Source organism: Amycolatopsis sp. NPDC114478 (assembly GCF_055633805.1).
Window position 1 is genome coordinate 144,103 of record NZ_JBVKDO010000014.1, and the last position, 16,243, is coordinate 160,345.

At 70.9% G+C, this 16,243-nt stretch carries 18 protein-coding genes; 10 read left to right on the plus strand and 8 right to left on the minus strand.

The window, feature by feature from the left end:
• Window positions 1–86 precede the first annotated feature (86 nt).
• Window positions 87–1,715 carry a long-chain fatty acid--CoA ligase gene (locus ACZ7OH_RS33315; protein ID WP_470284459.1) on the minus strand — a complete coding sequence of 543 codons (1,629 nt, stop codon included), beginning with the start codon at window positions 1,713–1,715 and terminating at the stop codon, window positions 87–89.
• 434 nt (window positions 1,716–2,149) lie between these two features.
• On the opposite strand from ACZ7OH_RS33315, the gene mihF reads away from it, so the two are divergent.
• Window positions 2,150–2,461 (plus strand): integration host factor, actinobacterial type, encoded by a 312-nt coding sequence (mihF, locus tag ACZ7OH_RS33320; RefSeq protein ID WP_026468624.1) that lies wholly within the window; start codon window positions 2,150–2,152, stop codon window positions 2,459–2,461.
• Window positions 2,462–2,546: 85 nt separating this feature from the next.
• Window positions 2,547–3,695, plus strand: a complete 1,149-nt coding sequence (locus tag ACZ7OH_RS33325) for an isochorismate synthase (RefSeq protein WP_470284460.1) — start codon at window positions 2,547–2,549, stop codon at window positions 3,693–3,695.
• On the opposite strand, the gene ACZ7OH_RS33330 is transcribed toward ACZ7OH_RS33325, so the two are convergent.
• A complete protein-coding gene (locus ACZ7OH_RS33330; protein ID WP_470284578.1) occupies window positions 3,692–4,378 on the minus strand; it encodes a 4'-phosphopantetheinyl transferase family protein in 687 nt (228 codons plus the stop codon). The genes ACZ7OH_RS33325 and ACZ7OH_RS33330 overlap by 4 nt on opposite strands.
• 130 nt (window positions 4,379–4,508) lie before the next feature.
• On the opposite strand from ACZ7OH_RS33330, the gene ACZ7OH_RS33335 reads away from it, so the two are divergent.
• Complete coding sequence (locus ACZ7OH_RS33335; protein ID WP_086856274.1) at window positions 4,509–5,678, plus strand: acyl-CoA dehydrogenase family protein; 1,170 nt, start codon at window positions 4,509–4,511, stop codon at window positions 5,676–5,678.
• A gap of 81 nt (window positions 5,679–5,759) precedes the next feature.
• Here the strand turns inward: ACZ7OH_RS33335 and ACZ7OH_RS33340 are convergent, their stop codons facing one another.
• Genes ACZ7OH_RS33340 through ACZ7OH_RS33355 form a run of 4 tightly spaced genes read right to left on the minus strand, consistent with a single transcriptional unit; the run spans window position 5,760 to window position 9,028 of the window.
• On the minus strand, window positions 5,760–6,080 hold the full coding sequence (locus tag ACZ7OH_RS33340) for a hypothetical protein (RefSeq protein ID WP_284742934.1): 321 nt from the start codon (window positions 6,078–6,080) through the stop codon (window positions 5,760–5,762).
• Between the two features lie 58 nt (window positions 6,081–6,138).
• Complete coding sequence (locus ACZ7OH_RS33345) at window positions 6,139–6,774, minus strand: TetR/AcrR family transcriptional regulator (protein WP_470284579.1); 636 nt, start codon at window positions 6,772–6,774, stop codon at window positions 6,139–6,141.
• Window positions 6,771–8,294, minus strand: coding sequence for an ATP-dependent acyl-CoA ligase (locus ACZ7OH_RS33350; protein ID WP_470284461.1), 1,524 nt, complete (start codon window positions 8,292–8,294; stop codon window positions 6,771–6,773). Before ACZ7OH_RS33350 ends, ACZ7OH_RS33345 begins: the two co-directional genes overlap by 4 nt.
• On the minus strand, window positions 8,291–9,028 hold the full coding sequence (locus tag ACZ7OH_RS33355; RefSeq protein ID WP_470284462.1) for an enoyl-CoA hydratase/isomerase family protein: 738 nt from the start codon (window positions 9,026–9,028) through the stop codon (window positions 8,291–8,293). The genes ACZ7OH_RS33350 and ACZ7OH_RS33355 overlap by 4 nt, the downstream gene beginning before the upstream one ends.
• A 48-nt stretch (window positions 9,029–9,076) precedes the next feature.
• Here ACZ7OH_RS33355 and ACZ7OH_RS33360 point away from each other — a divergent pair, with 48 nt between their 5' ends.
• The gene (locus ACZ7OH_RS33360; protein WP_470284463.1) at window positions 9,077–10,678 is read left to right on the plus strand and encodes an amidohydrolase; all 1,602 of its coding nucleotides are present in this window, start codon (window positions 9,077–9,079) and stop codon (window positions 10,676–10,678) included.
• Between the two features lie 4 nt (window positions 10,679–10,682).
• On the opposite strand, the gene ACZ7OH_RS33365 is transcribed toward ACZ7OH_RS33360, so the two are convergent.
• Window positions 10,683–11,003 (minus strand): hypothetical protein, encoded by a 321-nt coding sequence (locus ACZ7OH_RS33365; RefSeq protein WP_470284464.1) that lies wholly within the window; start codon window positions 11,001–11,003, stop codon window positions 10,683–10,685.
• Window positions 11,004–11,058: 55 nt separating this feature from the next.
• On the opposite strand from ACZ7OH_RS33365, the gene ACZ7OH_RS33370 reads away from it, so the two are divergent.
• The 6 genes from ACZ7OH_RS33370 to ACZ7OH_RS33395 all read left to right on the plus strand — a co-directional run bounded on the left by ACZ7OH_RS33370 (window position 11,059) and on the right by ACZ7OH_RS33395 (window position 15,600).
• Window positions 11,059–11,499, plus strand: coding sequence for a GNAT family N-acetyltransferase (locus ACZ7OH_RS33370; RefSeq protein ID WP_470284465.1), 441 nt, complete (start codon window positions 11,059–11,061; stop codon window positions 11,497–11,499).
• Between the two features lie 40 nt (window positions 11,500–11,539).
• Window positions 11,540–12,223: a metal-dependent transcriptional regulator gene (locus ACZ7OH_RS33375; RefSeq protein ID WP_400895472.1), complete on the plus strand. Its 684-nt coding sequence runs from the start codon at window positions 11,540–11,542 to the stop codon at window positions 12,221–12,223.
• Between the two features lie 68 nt (window positions 12,224–12,291).
• Window positions 12,292–13,110 carry an LLM class flavin-dependent oxidoreductase gene (locus tag ACZ7OH_RS33380; RefSeq protein WP_470284466.1) on the plus strand — a complete coding sequence of 273 codons (819 nt, stop codon included), beginning with the start codon at window positions 12,292–12,294 and terminating at the stop codon, window positions 13,108–13,110.
• Between the two features lie 72 nt (window positions 13,111–13,182).
• Window positions 13,183–13,527, plus strand: coding sequence for a transcriptional regulator (locus tag ACZ7OH_RS33385; protein WP_470284467.1), 345 nt, complete (start codon window positions 13,183–13,185; stop codon window positions 13,525–13,527).
• A 138-nt stretch (window positions 13,528–13,665) separates the two neighbouring features.
• On the plus strand, window positions 13,666–14,724 hold the full coding sequence (locus tag ACZ7OH_RS33390; protein ID WP_470284468.1) for a zinc-binding dehydrogenase: 1,059 nt from the start codon (window positions 13,666–13,668) through the stop codon (window positions 14,722–14,724).
• A gap of 249 nt (window positions 14,725–14,973) precedes the next feature.
• Entirely contained in the window at window positions 14,974–15,600 is a 627-nt protein-coding gene (locus tag ACZ7OH_RS33395; protein WP_470284469.1) for an alpha-ketoglutarate-dependent dioxygenase AlkB family protein, read from the plus strand.
• Here ACZ7OH_RS33395 and ACZ7OH_RS33400 read toward each other — a convergent pair.
• Window positions 15,597–16,178, minus strand: a complete 582-nt coding sequence (locus ACZ7OH_RS33400) for an ArsR/SmtB family transcription factor (RefSeq protein ID WP_470284470.1) — start codon at window positions 16,176–16,178, stop codon at window positions 15,597–15,599. The two genes, ACZ7OH_RS33395 and ACZ7OH_RS33400, sit on opposite strands and share 4 nt — an antisense overlap.
• Window positions 16,179–16,243 lie beyond the last annotated feature (65 nt).

Here is a 16,243-nt window from a genome sequence, read left to right on the forward strand (position 1 = left end):
CGACGTGCTCTGAAGGCCACCATGAGGGAGGTAGGTTCCCCCATGGTGGCCGTCCCGAGCGTGCAGACTCGCCGGAGATTTACCCGTTAGAGCTGGGCGATGTCGAGCTTTCCCTCGGAGTAGGACGCGCGGATGCGCTTCTTGTCGAACTTGCCGACGCTCGTCTTGGGCACTTCGTCCACGAACGTCCAGTTCTCCGGCAGCTGCCACTTCGCGACCTTGTCGGAGAGGAAGTCGCGCAGCTCCTCGGGCGTGGCCGTCTGGCCCTCCTTGAGCACGACGGCGACCAGCGGCCGCTCGTCCCACTTCTCGTCGGGGATGCCGACGACCGCGGCCTCGGCGACCGCCGGGTGGCCCATGACCTGGTTCTCCAGGTCGACCGAGGAGATCCACTCGCCACCGGACTTGATGACGTCCTTGGCGCGGTCGGTCAGCGTCAGGTAGCCGTCCGCGCTGACCTTGCCGACGTCGCCGGTGCGCAGCCAGCCGTCGTGGAACTTGTCCGGGTCGATCTCCGCGCCGCCGTAGTAGGAGCCGGCGATCCACGGGCCCTGGACCTCGAGCTCGCCGACGGCCTCGTTGTCCCAGGGCAGCACGGAGCCGTCGTCGTCGATCAGCCGGGCGCGCACGGACGCCGGGAAGCGGCCCTGCGTGTAGCGGTACTTCCAGGCTTCCTCGCCGGTCGCGCCGGCCGGCGGGCGGGCGACGCTGCCCAGCGGCGACGTCTCGGTCATGCCCCAGGCGTGCAGGATCGACACCTTGTGCTTCTCCTCGAACGCGTGCATCAGCGACGGCGGCACGGCCGACCCGCCGACGACGACCTCGCGCAGGTGGGAGATGTCCTGCGGGTTCGCGTCGAGGTGGGCGAGCAGGCCCTGCCAGACGGTCGGGACGGCGCCGGCGAACGTCGGCTTCACGGCGGCCAGCATCGCCGAGATCGGCGCCGGCTGGAGGAACCGGTCCGGCATCAGCAGGGACGCGCCGACCATCAGCGCCGCGTACGGCAGGCCCCACGCCATCGCGTGGAACATCGGCACGATCGCCAGCGCCGTGTCGCTCTGCGCGAGGTTCATGCTGTCGCTCATGCAGACCTGCATCGAGTGCAGCCAGATCGAGCGGTGCGAGTAGGCGACGCCCTTGGGGTCACCCGTCGTGCCCGAGGTGTAGCACATCGCGGCGGCCGAGCGCTCGTCCACGTCGGGCCAGTCGAAGGTGTCCGGCTGGCCGGCCAGCAGGTCGGCGTAGGCGTGCACCTGAATGCCGTCCGGGGCTTGAAGCGACGCCGCGTCGCCGTTGGCCACGATGACGTGCCGGACGGTCTTGAACTCCGGCAGCTGCTTCGCCAGCAGCGGGACCAGCGTGCCGTCGACGATGACGACCTGGTCCTCGGCGTGGTTGGCGACGAAGGTCAGCTGCTCGGGGAACAGGCGGATGTTCAGGGTGTGCAGCACGGCGCCCATCGCCGGGACGGCCAGGTAGGCGGCCAGGTGCTCGGCGTTGTTCCACATGAACGTGCCGACGCGCTGGTCGCCCGTGACGCCGAGGCTCCGGAGCGCGTTCGCGAGGCGGGCGGCGTTGCGGCCGAGTTCGCCGTAGGTCTCGCGCCGGGCTTCTGAACCGGTCCAGGTGATGACTTCGCTCGCCGAGTGCACCGACGTGCCGTGGCGGAGCAGGTTCGCCAGCGACAGCTGGCCGTCCTGCATGGTGCTCAACATGGTCGCTCCCGGGGGTCGTTCGCCGGTGGACTGGGGTTGCGCCGACTCTAGTGCGGATCGGGTGAAGCGGGCATGGTCAACAACGGCTCCGTTCGGTCACGGTCGTCGCGCGATCGGGGGACGACCGGACGATGATCAAGATCATCAATTTTTACGCTTTTCCTTATAGGCGAGGAAATGCACGCCGTAACGGAGGCTTCACTTCCGGGTGAGTCTGGCCACTCCGGCCACTTCTTGGGAGCGTTTCCGCAGGCCGGAGCGGGTTGCCCGGTATCACCTCCGGGGGTAATAAGTGCGTGTCGGTTGCACGGCCGCGAAGCCGGTGGCGTTTACTGGGGCCGTGGCAAGAGACGGCTGAGCAGCGCTTGCAGGAGCAAGCACTCAGAAAAGCTGTCGGCCGCGAAAGCGGAGACCTGAGAGGAAAGGACACTACGTTGGCTCTGCCTACGTTGACTCCGGAGCAGCGCGCTGACGCCTTGGCCAAGGCCGCCGAGGCTCGCAAGGCGCGTTCGGAACTGCTCGCGTCGATCAAGTCCGGCAAGGAGAGCATCGAAAAGGTGCTCAAGCAGGCCAAGGAGAACAAGACCATCGGGAAGACGAAGGTCACCCAGCTGCTGAAGGCCGTCCCCGGCCTCGGCGCGGTGAAGGTCGCCGCCCTGCTCGAGCAGGCCGGCATCGACCCGGACCGGCGGGCCGCCGGCCTGGGCGAGCGCCAGCGCGAGGCGCTCATCGACGCGCTCAAGTAGCTCGTCACCCCGGAGCTCCCGCGAGGGGAGTGTCGCTCGTGACACTCCCCTCGCGGATCTCCCGAAGCCTGGGACGCTAGGTCTTGTGAGTTCTCCTGACCCGGCGACCCCGGCTGACCTCGCCGCCCGCTACCAGCGAGGCGACTTCCTCTTCACGACGGCCCAGCGCGCACTCCTCGCGCAGGGCGTGCTCCGGACCGTCACGGACACGGACCCGCGGCAGCTCGCCGCGGCGATCCCCGGCGTCCTGGCCTCGACCGGAGCCCCGCTGGCCGTGGGTGTGCTCCCGTTCGACACCGGGCCCGACACGAAGGTGCCGGGCCACCTCGTCGTGCCCCGGACCGTCCACCGCTCCGAGGGCGCGCCTTCGCTTTCGCGTGAGGTCCTGCCGGCGCCCGTGCGGGTGCGCGCGGTGCCCTCGCCCGAGCGGCACATGGCTTCCGTCCGGTCCGCGGTCTCCGCGCTGGGTGAGCGTGACCTGCGCAAAGCCGTCTTGGCCCGGGCTCTCGACCTCGAGTTCGCCGCGCCGGTGTCCGCCGAGCGCGTCGTGCGCAACCTCGCGGTCGGCAACCCCCGGCACTTCACGTACGCGGCCGAGGTGCCCGGTGGCCGTACGCTCGTCGGCGCCACGCCCGAGCTGCTGCTGCGCCGGACCGGCCGCACGGTGTTCTCGTCGCCGCACGCGGGCTCGATGCCGCGGTCGGCCGACCCGGCGGCCGACCGCGCCAACGGCGAGGCGCTGCGGACGTCCCGCAAGGACCAGCTGGAGCACGCGGTGGTGATCGACTACCTCGTCGAGGCGCTGCGGCCGTTCTGCCGGACCCTGGACGTCCCGGCCGAGCCGGAGCTGGTCACGACGCCGGCGATCTGGCACCTGCGCACGCCGATCACGGGCGAGCTGGCCGACCCGGACGTCACGGCACTGGACCTCGCGGCGGCCCTGCACCCGACGCCGGCGATCTGCGGCACCCCGACCGAGGGTGCGCGCGAGCTGGTCCAGGAGCTGGAGCCGTTCGACCGCGACTACTACGCGGGAGCGGTCGGCTGGGTCGACGCGGCGGGCGACGGCGAGTGGGCGGTGGCGATCCGCTGCGCCGAGATCGCGTCGACGTCGATGCGGCTGTACGCGGGCGGCGGCATCGTCCCGGCGTCGGACCCGCGGGCGGAGCTCGACGAGACGACGGCCAAGTTCCGCACGCTGCTGGCCGCGATGGGCCTGGAGGACAGCGTCTAGGGGGCCCAGAGCTCCTCGGTCACCGACAGCTCGTCGGTGGTCAGGACGGCGATGGCCGCGCGGTAGCCGTCCGCGGCCTTCAGGTCCACCAAGCGCGTGCGGGCCGGCTCCAGCGCCGGGTCGCCCGACTCCACCAGCCTCGCCGGCTCGTCGAAGCGGGAGAACGTGATGCTCTTCAGCGGGATGCGCAGGCCCTTGCCGGTGGCCTTCATCACCGCTTCCTTGCGCGTCCAGTAGACGAAGAACGCGTTCGCCTTCTCCGCGTCGGTCAGGCCGGTCAGGTGGGCCGCCTCGGCCGGGCTCAGCGCGTACTCGATCAGGCCGTCGTCGGCCTTGCGGGTCGCCGTCTCGACGTCCAGGCCCACCGGGACCGACGGGGTCGCCGCGACACCGATCAGGTCGCCCGAGTGCGAGATCGACAGGGTCAGGTCCGCGCCCGGGACGTGCGGCCGGCCGTGCTGCTTGCCGCAGTCTTCGCAGGTCGCGTCGAACTTCACCGAATCCACCGGGACCCCGAGCCACTCGGCCGCCACCGTCTTCGCCAGCACGCGGCCGGTGAGGAACCGGCGCTTGTCGGCGTCCTGCCGGTACGCCTCGAACCGGCCCTGCTCGACGTCGTCCAGCAGACGCAGGAAGCGTTCTTCGGCGGGCAGCGGGGACGACCAGCGGACCACGATCTCCATCACGCCTCCGATCCTCCCGGGCGCCGCGGCGGTTGTCACGAATTCGGGGAGAGGTCTGGGGTAATCACGCTCCCAGGAGGTACCCTGGACTAAGCAAGCGCTTAGCCAGTGTCGGAGGAGCAGCTCACCCATGGACTTTTCTCTCAGCACCGAAGAACGGGAAGTGCGCGACTGGGTCCGCACGTTCGTCCAGCGGGAGCTGATCCCGCTCGAGCAGGAGGTCCTGCGGCGTGAGCGCGCCCACCAGCCCGGCCTCACCGGCGAGGAGCTGAAGGACCTCCAGCTGAAGGCGAAGGAGTCCGGCTTCTGGGGCGTCTTCACGCCCGAGGAGTACGGCGGCATGGGCCTGTCCGCCGTGATGGCCGCGCTGCTGGAGGCCGAGCTCGGCCGGACCTTCGTGCCGTTCCGCTTCGGCGGCGCCGCGGACAACATCCTGTTCCACGCCAACGAGGAGCAGAAGCAGACCTACCTGCTGCCGACCATCTCGGGCGAGCGCAAGTCCTGCTTCGCGATCACCGAGCCGGGCGCCGGGTCGGACGCCAAGGCCATCCGGACCACCGCCCGCAAGGACGGCACCGACTGGATCATCAACGGCGAGAAGACGTTCATCACCGGCGGCAACGAAGCCGACTTCACCATGGTCTTCGCGATCACCGACCCGGAGAAGGGCGCGAACGGCGGCGTCACGTGCTTCCTCGTCGACCGCGAGGCCGGCTGGAAGTCCGAGTACATCGACACCATGGGCGAGTGGGGCCCGGCGTCGCTGATCTTCCAGGACGTCCGCGTCCCGGAGACGCAGATCCTCGGTGAAGAGGGCCGCGGGTTCGAGCTCGCGATGCAGTGGATCGGGCAGGGCCGCTACCTCCTGCCGGCGCGCGCGATCGGTTCGTGCGAGCGGCTGATCTCGATGGCCATCGAGCACGCCAACACGCGGGAGACGTTCGGGCAGAAGATCGCCGAACGCCAGGCCATCCAGTGGATGATCGCCGACTCCGGTGTCGAGCTCGAGGCGCTGCGGTGGCTGGTGCTCAACGCGGCCTGGCAGGTGGACCAGGGCATCGACTCGCGGCACGCGCAGTCGATGGCGAAGCTGTACGGCGGCCAGAAGGCCAACGAGATCGTCGACCGCGTCCTGCAGATCCACGGCGGTATGGGCTACACGCGGGAGCTGCCGATCGAGCGGTGGTACCGCGAGCTGCGGCTGCTGCGCATCTACGAAGGCACCGACGAGATCCAGCGCCGCACGATCGCGCGCAACCTGCTCAAGGGGCACGTGAAGGTCGGCGGCGTCCTGGGCTGAGGCCCCCCGAAACGCGTGAAGCCGTCAAGGCCGCCCTCTCCGGCGGCCTTGACGGCTGTTCGGCTGCGTACTGCTTGCTGATTACTGCTTGTTGCGAATGGCGATCGGGACGCCGGCCAGGTCCTCTTCGTTGCACAGGAGCTTCACGTCGTAGTACGGCGAACCCTGGCGGTCGTCGTAGTCGAGGTGGATGGCCAGGACGTCGAGGGGTTCGCCCAGCCACTCCTGTGCCTGCCGTAGCCACTTCGAGCACCGCTCCAAGGCGGTGGGGAGATCGTCATCACGGAACTCGACGGGGCGATAGGGGACATCCTGCACCTGATCGCGGGGGTGTGCCGGCGCCGGGAGGCCCGGCGCGAGACCCGAGTCGTCCAGTTCCAGTTGGATCGTTTCCTCAGTCACCCTTCGAGCGTCCCCCACGCACGCCGTCTGGGCAAGGCGTACACAGGTAAAAGCGCCGCTAAACGGACATGCCCCACTCTTTCGCGACGATTTCCCGGCAGCGTCGCAAGTCGGCCACACCCGGCGGTGCGGTGCAGCCCAGGGCCCGCGAGACCAGCTCCGCGTAGTGCTCGGCGAGCTGGTCCAGCGCCAGCGGCCCCGACGGCGAGTACCAGCGGGCCACGCCGCTGCACATCTCCAGCAGTGCGAGCCGGGTCACCGCCGGGTGTTCGGTGTGGAACACCCCGGCCGCGACCCCTTCTTCGATCGCCGCCGCCCACAGGTGTTCGTACGCGTCCCGCAGCGCCACCACCGGCTCGCGCGCCGACGGCGACAGCACGTCGACTTCGTTGTCCACCACGCGGGTTTCCGCCGGGCCGACCGCGTGCGCGAGGACGTGCAACGCGACCAGCGTGCGCAGCCGGTGCACCGGGTCCGCGCTGCCGGCCGTCGCCTCGCGGGCCGCGTCCAGCAGGCGGTTCAGCGCCGTGTGCATGATCTCCGCGAGCAGATCCTCCTTGGTGCCCATGTAGTGGTACAGGCTCGCCGACGAGAGTTCGGCCTCCTGCGCCAGATCGCGGATGCCGGTGCCGTGGAAACCCTTGGTGGCGAACAGCTTCACCGCCGCCGCGCGGACGCGCTCCCGGCTGGTCACAGCCATGCCGCCGCCTTCGCGTCCCACGACCCGGCGCGCGGGTCGGCCACCTTCCGCAGCTCGCCCTTCGCGACGCGCTCCGACGGCGTCATCGGCAGCTCGTCGGCGAACGCCCAGAACCGCGGAACCTTGAAGTACGCCAGCTTTTCCGAGCAGAACGCGACCAGGGCGGCCGGTTCCGGGCGCCCGCCGTCGCAGACGACGTACGCCTTGATCTCCTCGCCGCGCAGCTCGTCGGGCACCGCGACGACCGCGGCCAGCTTGACCGAGGGGTGCAGCAGCAGCGCGCGCTCGACCTCGTCCGCGGAGACGTTCTCGCCGCTGCGGCGGATCATGTCCTTGGTGCGCCCGACGTAGTAGACGCGGCCGGCGTCGTCCATCCGCGCGAGGTCGCCGGTGTGGAACCAGCCGTTCTCGAACGCCTTCGCGGTCGCGGCCGGGTCGTCGTGGTAGCCGTGCATCAGGCCGATCCCGCGGATCAGCAGCTCGCCGGTTTCCCCGCGCGGCAGCGGCTTCCCGTCGGCGCCGGCGATCATCGCCTCGCGGTCGCGGCTCGGCCGGCCGATGCAGCCGGTGCCGACGGTCTCGTCGTGGTCGCCCGCCGTCATCCGGATGTCGCCGCCGGTCTCGGTCATCCCGAACGCCTCGTACCACGGCACGCCCCACCGCTGTTCGAGTTCGGCGTGCAGCTCGTGCGGGATCGCGGACGCGCAGATCGCGCGCACGCGGTGGTCGCGGTCGGCTTCGGACGGTTCCTGGCGCAGCAGCAGCGTCGGCATCAGGCCGAGGCAGTAGAACCAGGTGACGCCGTGCTCGCGGACCTTCGCCCAGAACGTGCTGGGGTGGAAGCGGTCCAGCACGACGAGGGTGGCGCCGGCGGCGAGTCCCAACGCGACGTTCCACTGTGGATCGATGTAGTGGAACGGCTGCGCGGTCAGCACGACGTCGTCCTCGCCGACGGCGGGGAAGTCGGTGGCCAGGCTCACCGCGAGGGTCGTCCAGTACCGGTTCGGCAGGACGCAGCCCTTGGGTGCGCCGGTCGTGCCCGAGGTGTACTGGATGTTGACCGGCAGCTCGGGCACCGGGGTGAACTCCGGCGGCTCGGCGTCGGCGCGGAGCTCGTCCGGCGTGATGACGTCGGTCAGCCCGATCCGGCCCAGGAGATCGGTGTACTCCGGGGCCGCGACGGCCAGTTTCGCGCCGGAGTGGCGGAGGACGTGGGCGCCGTCGAACTCCTGGTAGTTCGTGTTGACCGGCACCAGCTGCGCGCCGATCTTGGCCAGCGCCAGCCAGGTCAGCGGGAATTCGGGCTGGTTGCGCAGCATCACCGCGACCCGGTTGCCGGGGCCGATGCCGCGCTCGGCGAGCGCCGCGGCGATCCGTGAGCTTTCGCGGTCGACGTCGGCGAAGGTGAAGCGGCGGCCGGTTTCGTCGAACACCCACGCCGTGCGGTCCGGCCACAGCGCGGCGGCCCGCGTGACGAGCTGCGCGAGGGTCCCGATCTCGGCGAGCGGCGTCACGCCCGGCTCCGGAAGGCTTCCGTCGACGCCGCGACCGCGGCCGAGGTTTCGGTGATCAGGGCGTGGCTGACCTCCAGCTCGAGGGCCGGTTCGAGGTCGGTGCTCGCGTCGAGGACGCGCTTGGCCATCGCCGCGGCCGCGGCCGGGTGCCCGGCGATCCGCTTGGCCCAGCTCAGCGCCTCGGCCTGGAGCTGCTCGGCGGGGACGGCGGCGTTGACCATGCCCAGCTCGGCGGCCTTGCGGCCGTCGAAGCGCTCGCCGAGCAGCAGGAGCTCCTTCGCCTTCAGCGGGCCGACGAGCAGCGGGAGCAGCCGCGACGCCGCGCCGGTGACGCTCAGGCCCAGCGAGACCTCGGGGAACGCGAAGACGGCGTCTTCGGCGGCCAGGATCAGGTCGCAGCCGAGCGCGAACTCCGCGCCGGCGCCGATCGCGTAGCCGTGCACCGCCGCGATGACCGGCTGGCGCAGCCCGCGCAGCCGCCGCGTGACGTCCTGGAGCCGGTCCAGCCGCGTCCGCGAATCACCCGCGGGGGTGGGTTCCTTGAGGTCGTGGCCGGCGCAGAAGGCCCGGCCGTTCCCGGACAGCACGACGACGCGGGCGTCGCTGCGGGCGGCGGCGTCGAGGGCGGCGAGGAAGTCGTCGACCAGCACGGCGGCGACCGCGTTCAGCCGCTCGGGCCGGTTCAGCCGGATGTGCGCGATGCCGTCCTCGACGGCGAAGTCCACGGTGGGCATGAGGGCGATGCTAGACGTTCGATCGATCGATCGATAGCCTCTGGATTTATGCGGGTCGACACGATCTACGAGAACGCCACGGTGTGGACGGGCGCGGGCATCACCAGCGCGCTCGCCGTCCTGCACGGCCGGGTCGTCGCCTGGGGGGACGACGCTCTCTCGCTTTCGGCGCGCTCGCGGGTCGATCTCGCCGGCGGGTTCGTCGTGCCCGGCTTCCACGACGCGCACAACCACATGGCGTGGTTCGGGATGGGCCTCGACGACGTCCCGCTCAGCGGCTGCCGCAGCGTCGAGGAGGTCTACGACGCCGTCGCCGCGCGCGCCGCGACGCTGCCGCCCGGGAGCTGGGTGATCGGCAGCGGGTACGACCAGAACAAGCTCGCCGGCGGCCATCCCGACCGGCACGGCCTCGACCGCGCGGCGCCGGGCATGCTCGTGCGGCTCAAGCACACGTCCGGGCACATGACCGTGGTGAACTCGGCCGTGCTCGACCAGCTCGACCTGGCGCACGTCCCGGTCGGCGGGGACGTCGTGCTCTCGCCGGACGGCTCGCCGACCGGCCTGCTGCGCGAGCAGGCCCAGCTGCTGCTGCGCCCGCTGACGTACCCGACGCCGGTTTCGCGGGTCGTGCGCGGGCTCGGCCGGGCGTCCGAGCAGTACCTCTCGGAGGGCATCACCAGCGTCCAGGAGGCCGGGATCGGCGGTGGACTGGTCGGCGAGACACCCGCCGAGCTGGCCGCCTACCAGCAGGCGCGCGACCAGGGCGTGCTGCGCGTGCGCAGCACGGTGATGGTCGCCGCGAGCGTGCTGCACGACCTGCCCGACGACGCCGGCTTCGGCCTCGACCTCGGCCTGCGCACCGGCCTCGGCGACGAGTGGCTGCGCGTCGGCCCGATGAAGTTGTTCGCCGACGGCTCCCTGGTCGGGCGCACCTGCGCGATGCACGACCCCTTCGACGGAGAGCCGGACAACCGCGGCTACTTCCAGGTGCCCGAGGACGAGCTCGCGCGCACGATCCGCCGCGCCCACGACGCCGGCTGGCAGATCGCGACGCACGCGATCGGCGACCGCGCGATCACCGTCGTCCTCGACGCGTACGAAGCCGCGTTGGCCGCTTCGCCGCGTACGGACCACCGGCACCGCATCGAGCACTGCGCGGTGCTGCAGCCCGCGGAGCTGTCCCGGCTCGCTTCCCTCGGGCTCATCCCGTCACCGCAGGGGCGGTTCGTCAACGAGCTCGGCGACGGCATGCGCGCCGCGCTCGGCGAAGCGCGCGTCCCGTGGTGCTACCGGCTGAGAAGCGTCCTCGACGCGGGTTGCGTGCTTCCCGCGTCCTCGGACCGGCCCGTCGTGAACGGCGCGCCGCTGCTCGCGCTGGCCGACATGGTGCGTCGGCGCACGGCGTCAGGCGCGCCCTTCGCACCCGAAGAGGCGTTGACGCCGGAGCAGGCGTTGCGCGCGTACACGTTCGGCTCGGCGTACGCGACCTTCGCCGAGCGTGACCTGGGCACGCTCGAACCCGGGAAGCTCGCCGACTTCGCCGTGCTGTCCGGTTCGCCCCTGGACGAGTCCGCTTTGGACGACCTCGCTGGTGAAGGACTCAGCGTGCAAGGCACCGCCGTCGGCGGCGAACTGCGTTATCAAGCGTGATGGCTCACTTCCTCCCCACGAACTCGAGTGCTTCTTCCGCCAGCGCGGACCAGGGCTGCGCCGACGCCGTGTCCAGCGCCAGCCACTCCTTCATCGGGGTGCCCTTGTTGGCGTCGAAGCGCACCCCGTGCCCACCCTCGACCAGCGCGTCGACCCGCGCCCGCGGAAGTTTCAGCACCAGCTGCCCGCGCACGAACATCGCGAAGATCCGGCCGTGCGCACGCAGCGCCGTGCGCCCGAACCCGCCGGTCGCGCCGGGTGGCGTGATGCCCGGGCGTCCGGTGAACTCGTCGACCAGGTCCTCGAACTTCTCCTCCGGCGACATCGACCACCTCCGCGTCCGACCATAACGACCACCACCGACAGAAAAGGGAGGCGAGATGCCCGTCCGCGACGCCGTCTTCGAAGACATCGAAGAGATCTGCGCGCTCATCGAGGAGCACGCCGTCTACGAGGACAACCACGACCTGAAGCTCGACCGCGCGGAGATGAGCGGTCACCTGTTCGGGCCGGACCCGAAGGCGTGGGTGCTGATCGCGACCCCGCCCGGCGAGCCCGGCACGGTCGCCGGCTTCGCCTTCTGCAGCTGGAACTTCTCCACGTGGGAGGCCCGGCCGGGGATCTGGCTGGACGACCTGTTCGTCCGTCCCGCCCACCGGCGCTTCGGGCTCGGCAGCGAGCTGCTCGACGAGCTGCGCAACCGCACGAGCGGCCGCGTCGAGTGGGACATGCAGGAGGGCAACGAAAAAGGCGCGGCGTTCTACGCCCAGCTCGGCGCCGAGCCGGTGCCGGGCTGGGTCCGCTACCGCTGGCGGCCGTGAACTTTCACGAGAAAGAACCCCGCCCCGTATCGTATGCGGCATGGGAGATGGTTCGGTCCGGAGGTCCTCGTCGGTCGAGGACTACGTCCGGGTGATCTACGGCCTGGTCGAGCGGGGTGAGGCGGTCACGAACACGTCGCTCGCCGGCCGGCTGGAGGTCAGCCCGTCCTCGGCGTCGGGGATGGTCACGAAGCTGTCCCAGCTGGGCTTGGTCACGCACATGCCGTACCGCGGGATCGAGCTGACCGCCGACGGCCGTCTCCTGGCGCGCTCGGTGCTGCGGCGCCACCGGCTGATCGAGACGTACCTGGTGTCCGAGCTCGGCTACACGTGGGACGAGGTCCACGCGGAGGCGGACGCGCTGGAGCACGCGGTGTCGGACCGGCTGGTCGAGCGCATCGCGGCGAAGCTGGGCAACCCGGTCCGCGACCCCCACGGCGACCCGATCCCGGCCCCGGACGGCAGCGTGGAGGAGCTGTCGGTCCGGATCCTGGACGACCTCGAGCCGGGCGCGGTGGGCGAGATCGTCCGGGTGTGGGACACGGACCCGGAGCTGCTGAGGTACTTGACGGAACACGCGATCAACCTGGGCGAACGCATCGAGGTCGTCGAGCGCCAGCCGTTCGGCGGACCGATGGTGGTGAAGGTGGGCTCCCCGCCGGACGCGGCGACGCACGCCATCGGCAAGGAGATCGCGCAGGCCCTGTCGGTCACCCTGCGCTGAGGGGCGTACGCCCGAGTGACGTCGTGAAGCGGATGTGGTGACGGCCCCGCCGCCGCGACCATGGCTGCATGAAACCCTTCCGCTTCGGCGTCGTCGCCGGTTATGCCGCCGATCTCACCTCGTGGACCGCTCAGGCCGAGCGGGTCGAGAAGCTCGGCTTCGACACCTTGCTCGCCACCGATCCCGTCGGCACCGCCGATCCCTTCGTCCTGCTCGGGGCCGCCGCCGCGGTCACCCTGGACGTCACGCTAGGGACCTTCGTGCTCGCCGATCCGTTCCGGGACGCCAAAGCGCTCGCCTGGCAGGCGCGGACCCTGCACCAGCAGACCGGTGGTCGCTTCGAACTCGGGCTCGGTGTCGGGCGGCCCGGGGCCGAAGCGCACACCCAAAGCCTCGGCCGGGAGTTCGGCGGACCGGGTGAGCGCATCACACGGATGGCCGAGACGATCGCCGTCCTCAAGGAGACCGCGGACCGGCCTCGGCTGGTGCTCGCCGGCGGAGGACCGAAAATGCTGGCGCTCGCCGCGCAAGAAGCGGACACCTTGACCTTCACCTGGCGGCCGCAAACCACCGAAGCCGAGGCCGAGTCCATTGTGGATCGATTCCGTAAGCTTGCTGAAGAACGGTTGCCGGACATCGAGCTCGGGCTGAACCTGATGGCCGTCGGGGACGCGCCGTCGCCCGGGATCGCGCGGTGGGCCGGGGTCGACGTCCCGGAGCTCGCCGCCGGCGGTGCCGTCACCGTGCTGCCCGCTGATCCAGGTCAAGCGGTGGAAAGGCTTCTCGGCTGGCGGGAGCGGTGGGGGATTTCCTACGTCACGATCAACTCGGGCTACGCGGAACCGTTCGCCGAGATCGCCGCGCAGGTGCGGCTCGCAGGTGGGTGAGGGCCCTTCCGATCTTGCGAAGCTGGGCCTACGCTCCAATTTTCGTACTCGGGAGTGCTTCGGAGCGTTGTGATGACCGGTCAGCGAACTCGCACCATCGACCGGGGGGAACAGGCGGAACTGGGTCACCTCCTGGCCGCCGGGCCGTTCGACGTCGCGCTGCGCGCGGCGATCAGGGCCCGCGGCCTCGGCCTCGACCGGATCCGCTATCGCTTGCGCGGCAGGGGAACCACGGTCAGCCTGGCCACCCTCAGCCACTGGCAGTCCGGGCGGTGCCGGCCCGAGCGGCCGGAATCGTTGCAGGCGTTGCGGAATCTCGAGGACATCCTGAACGTGCCGGACGGCTCGCTCAGCAGGCTCCTCGGCCCGCCGCGCGGCAGAACCCGGTTCCACGCGCAGCCGCCCGCGCTCAATTGAGAGGCTTATTCGGGCTAGGCCGGCGCTACGGGGCGCGCGCCGTGCAAGGTCAGGTGCGCTTGCGCCGGGCGACGGTTGAATAAGTCTCTCTGCGGTACCAACGGAAATCCGCTCACCTGAGCACGTAGGCTCGTGGTCATGCGAGCTGTCGTGATGGAGGAGTTCGGCGTCCCGCCGGTCGTGCGGGACGTGCCCGAGCCGGTGGCGCCGCCCGGTGGCGCGGTGCTCGAGGTCGACGCCACCGGTGTCTGCCGCAGCGACTGGCACACGTGGCAGGGCCACGACACCGCGGTGACGCTGCCGCACGTCGCCGGGCACGAGCTCGCCGGCCGGGTCGTCGCGCTCGGCGAAGGCGTGCGCGGCTGGGAGCTCGGCGCGCGCGTCACCGTGCCGTTCGTCTGCGCCTGCGGCACCTGCCCCCAGTGCGCCCGCGGCGACCAGCAGATCTGCGACCGCGAGTTCCAGCCCGGCGCGACGCACTGGGGTTCCTTCGCCGAGCGCGTCGCCATCGAGCACGCCGAGACGAACCTCGTCGCGCTGCCGGACTCGCTCGGCGCCGCCGAAGCCGCCGCGCTCGGCTGCCGCTTCGGGACGGCGTTCCGCGCGGTGCTGCGGCAAGGCCGGGTCACCGCCGGGCAGTGGGTTTCGGTGTACGGCTGCGGCGGCGTCGGCATCTCCGCCGTGCTGCTGGCCGTCGCGGCTGGCGCGAAAGTCGTTGCCGTCGACGTCTCGCCGTCGGCGCTGCAGCTCGCCGCGAAGTCGGGTGCGGCCATCACCGTCGACTCGACGGCGTTCGACGGCCCGGAAGTCGTCGCCGAGCACGTCCGCGAGCTGACCGGGGGCGGCACGCACGTGTCGCTGGACTGCCTCGGCGCGCCGTCCACCTGCGCGGCGTCGGTGGGCAGCCTCCGCAAGCGCGGCCGGCACGTCCAGGCCGGGCTGATGCCGCCCGCGCAGGGCGTCGCGCCGATCCCGATGCACCGGGTCATCGGCGGCGAGCTGGAGCTCGTCGGCATCCACGGCCTGCAGGCGCACGAGTACCCGGAGCTGCTGCGCGTCGTCGAGACGGCCGGCATCGACCTCGCCGCGCTCATCGGGCAGCGGATCGGCCTCGACGACGTCCCGGCCGCGCTGGCCGCGATGAACGACCCCGTGCCGGCGCGCGCGGGCGTCACCGTCGTGACGTTTCGTGACTGATCCGCGGCGCCCAGGTCAAGTGACCGGTTCGTAGCTGATCCACGCTGGCCTTGTGACATTCAGGTGTGGGAACGTCTAGCGCATGGTGGCCCAACGCGAGGGGATTCGGCCGCAGGAGCGCCCGGTTGGTTCATTCGGGCGACTCCTGCGGCTGTTCACTGTCGGGGGCGTGACGTTCCGCGGTCACCGAATCGTGCCTTCGACAATCACCGAACGTGCCCGGCGGGAGTCTCCGGCACAATCGAGGTGATGGACGCCCTCCTGCCGCGCCCGCGCGCCGAACTCGCGCCCGGTGCCGTCCACGTGCCCGACTGGCTCGGCTTCGACGAACAGCGCGAGCTCGTCGCGGCCTGCCGCGGCTTCGCGGGCTACCGCCACACCCGGCTGCCCAACGGCGGCGTGATGTCGGTGAAGTCCGTCTGCCTCGGCTGGCACTGGTACCCGTACGGCTACTCGCGCACGACCGGCGAGGGGACGCCGGTGCTGCCGTTCCCGGACTGGCTCGGCGACCTCGGCCGCCGCGCGCTGGCGGACGCGTACGGCGAAGCCGCCGAGGACTACGCACCGGACATCGCGCTGATCAACTTCTACGACGCCGCCGCGAAGATGGGCCTGCACCAGGACAAGGACGAGCGCAGCCTGGCACCGGTGGTTTCGTTCAGCCTCGGTGACGCATGCGTGTTCCGCTTCGGCAACACCGAGACCCGCGGCCGGCCGTACACCGACGTCGAGCTGCGCTCGGGGGACGTGTTCGTGTTCGGCGGCCCGTCCCGGCTCGCCTACCACGGGGTGCCGAAGACGCTGCCGGGCACGGCGGACCCGGCGCTCGGCCTGACCGGACGGCTGAACATCACGCTGCGCGTCTCGGGTCTCTAGTCCTCTGTGGACTCTTCTTCCTCCGGGACGACGATCAGCCGGACGGCGACCGCGCGCGAGCCCGGCGGGTGGTGGCCCGGCTCCGTGACGTACTTCCAGAGCAGGTTCTGGTACTCCTCGACGAACGACGCGACCTGCTCCTTCGTCAGGTTCAGGCCGCCGCGGTAGATCTGGTTCCAGCCGTCGGCGCTGTCGTAGCCCGCGTACGCCCGCGTGACCAGGCCGAGGTCGTGGCTCATCTTGAGCGCGCCGAGCTTGTGCGCGGCCTCGCGCTCGTCCGGCGTCATCTCCAGGCCCGGCGGGGTGTAGATGTCCTTCATCAGCGACCGCCACCAGCGTTCGCGGCCGGTCGAGCGCTCCTCGATCTCCGCGATCAGGTCGAGGTCGGCGAGCCGGCGGAGGTGGTAGGAGGTCGTCCCGGTGCTCTCGCCGAGTGCTTTCGCGACGCTCGTCGAGTTCGCTTCGCCGTGTTTGCCCAGGTAGGACAGGATGTCGCGGCGCACGGGGTTGGCCAGCGCCTTGTAGAAGGCCTTGAGGTCCGCGCCCGTGAGGACGCGGCGTTCGGGACGGTCGACCATGCCCGGAGCGTACTACAGAGACTGTTTGCAAAGAATCTCTGCAATCGGCTACCTTGGATCGGGAG

Coding starts and splice junctions, on each gene's coding strand:
- ACZ7OH_RS33315 (WP_470284459.1), bottom strand. CDS start 1,715: ATGTTGAGCACCATGCAGGACGGCCAGCTGTCGCTGGCGAACCTGCTC.
- ACZ7OH_RS33330 (WP_470284578.1), bottom strand. CDS start 4,378: ATGGAGATCGTGGTCCGCTGGTCGTCCCCGCTGCCCGCCGAAGAACGC.
- ACZ7OH_RS33335 (WP_086856274.1), top strand. CDS start 4,509: ATGGACTTTTCTCTCAGCACCGAAGAACGGGAAGTGCGCGACTGGGTC.
- ACZ7OH_RS33355 (WP_470284462.1), bottom strand. CDS start 9,028: ATGCCCACCGTGGACTTCGCCGTCGAGGACGGCATCGCGCACATCCGG.
- ACZ7OH_RS33360 (WP_470284463.1), top strand. CDS start 9,077: ATGCGGGTCGACACGATCTACGAGAACGCCACGGTGTGGACGGGCGCG.
- ACZ7OH_RS33365 (WP_470284464.1), bottom strand. CDS start 11,003: ATGTCGCCGGAGGAGAAGTTCGAGGACCTGGTCGACGAGTTCACCGGA.
- ACZ7OH_RS33370 (WP_470284465.1), top strand. CDS start 11,059: ATGCCCGTCCGCGACGCCGTCTTCGAAGACATCGAAGAGATCTGCGCG.
- ACZ7OH_RS33375 (WP_400895472.1), top strand. CDS start 11,540: ATGGGAGATGGTTCGGTCCGGAGGTCCTCGTCGGTCGAGGACTACGTC.
- ACZ7OH_RS33380 (WP_470284466.1), top strand. CDS start 12,292: ATGAAACCCTTCCGCTTCGGCGTCGTCGCCGGTTATGCCGCCGATCTC.
- ACZ7OH_RS33385 (WP_470284467.1), top strand. CDS start 13,183: ATGACCGGTCAGCGAACTCGCACCATCGACCGGGGGGAACAGGCGGAA.
- ACZ7OH_RS33390 (WP_470284468.1), top strand. CDS start 13,666: ATGCGAGCTGTCGTGATGGAGGAGTTCGGCGTCCCGCCGGTCGTGCGG.
- ACZ7OH_RS33395 (WP_470284469.1), top strand. CDS start 14,974: ATGGACGCCCTCCTGCCGCGCCCGCGCGCCGAACTCGCGCCCGGTGCC.
- ACZ7OH_RS33400 (WP_470284470.1), bottom strand. CDS start 16,178: ATGGTCGACCGTCCCGAACGCCGCGTCCTCACGGGCGCGGACCTCAAG.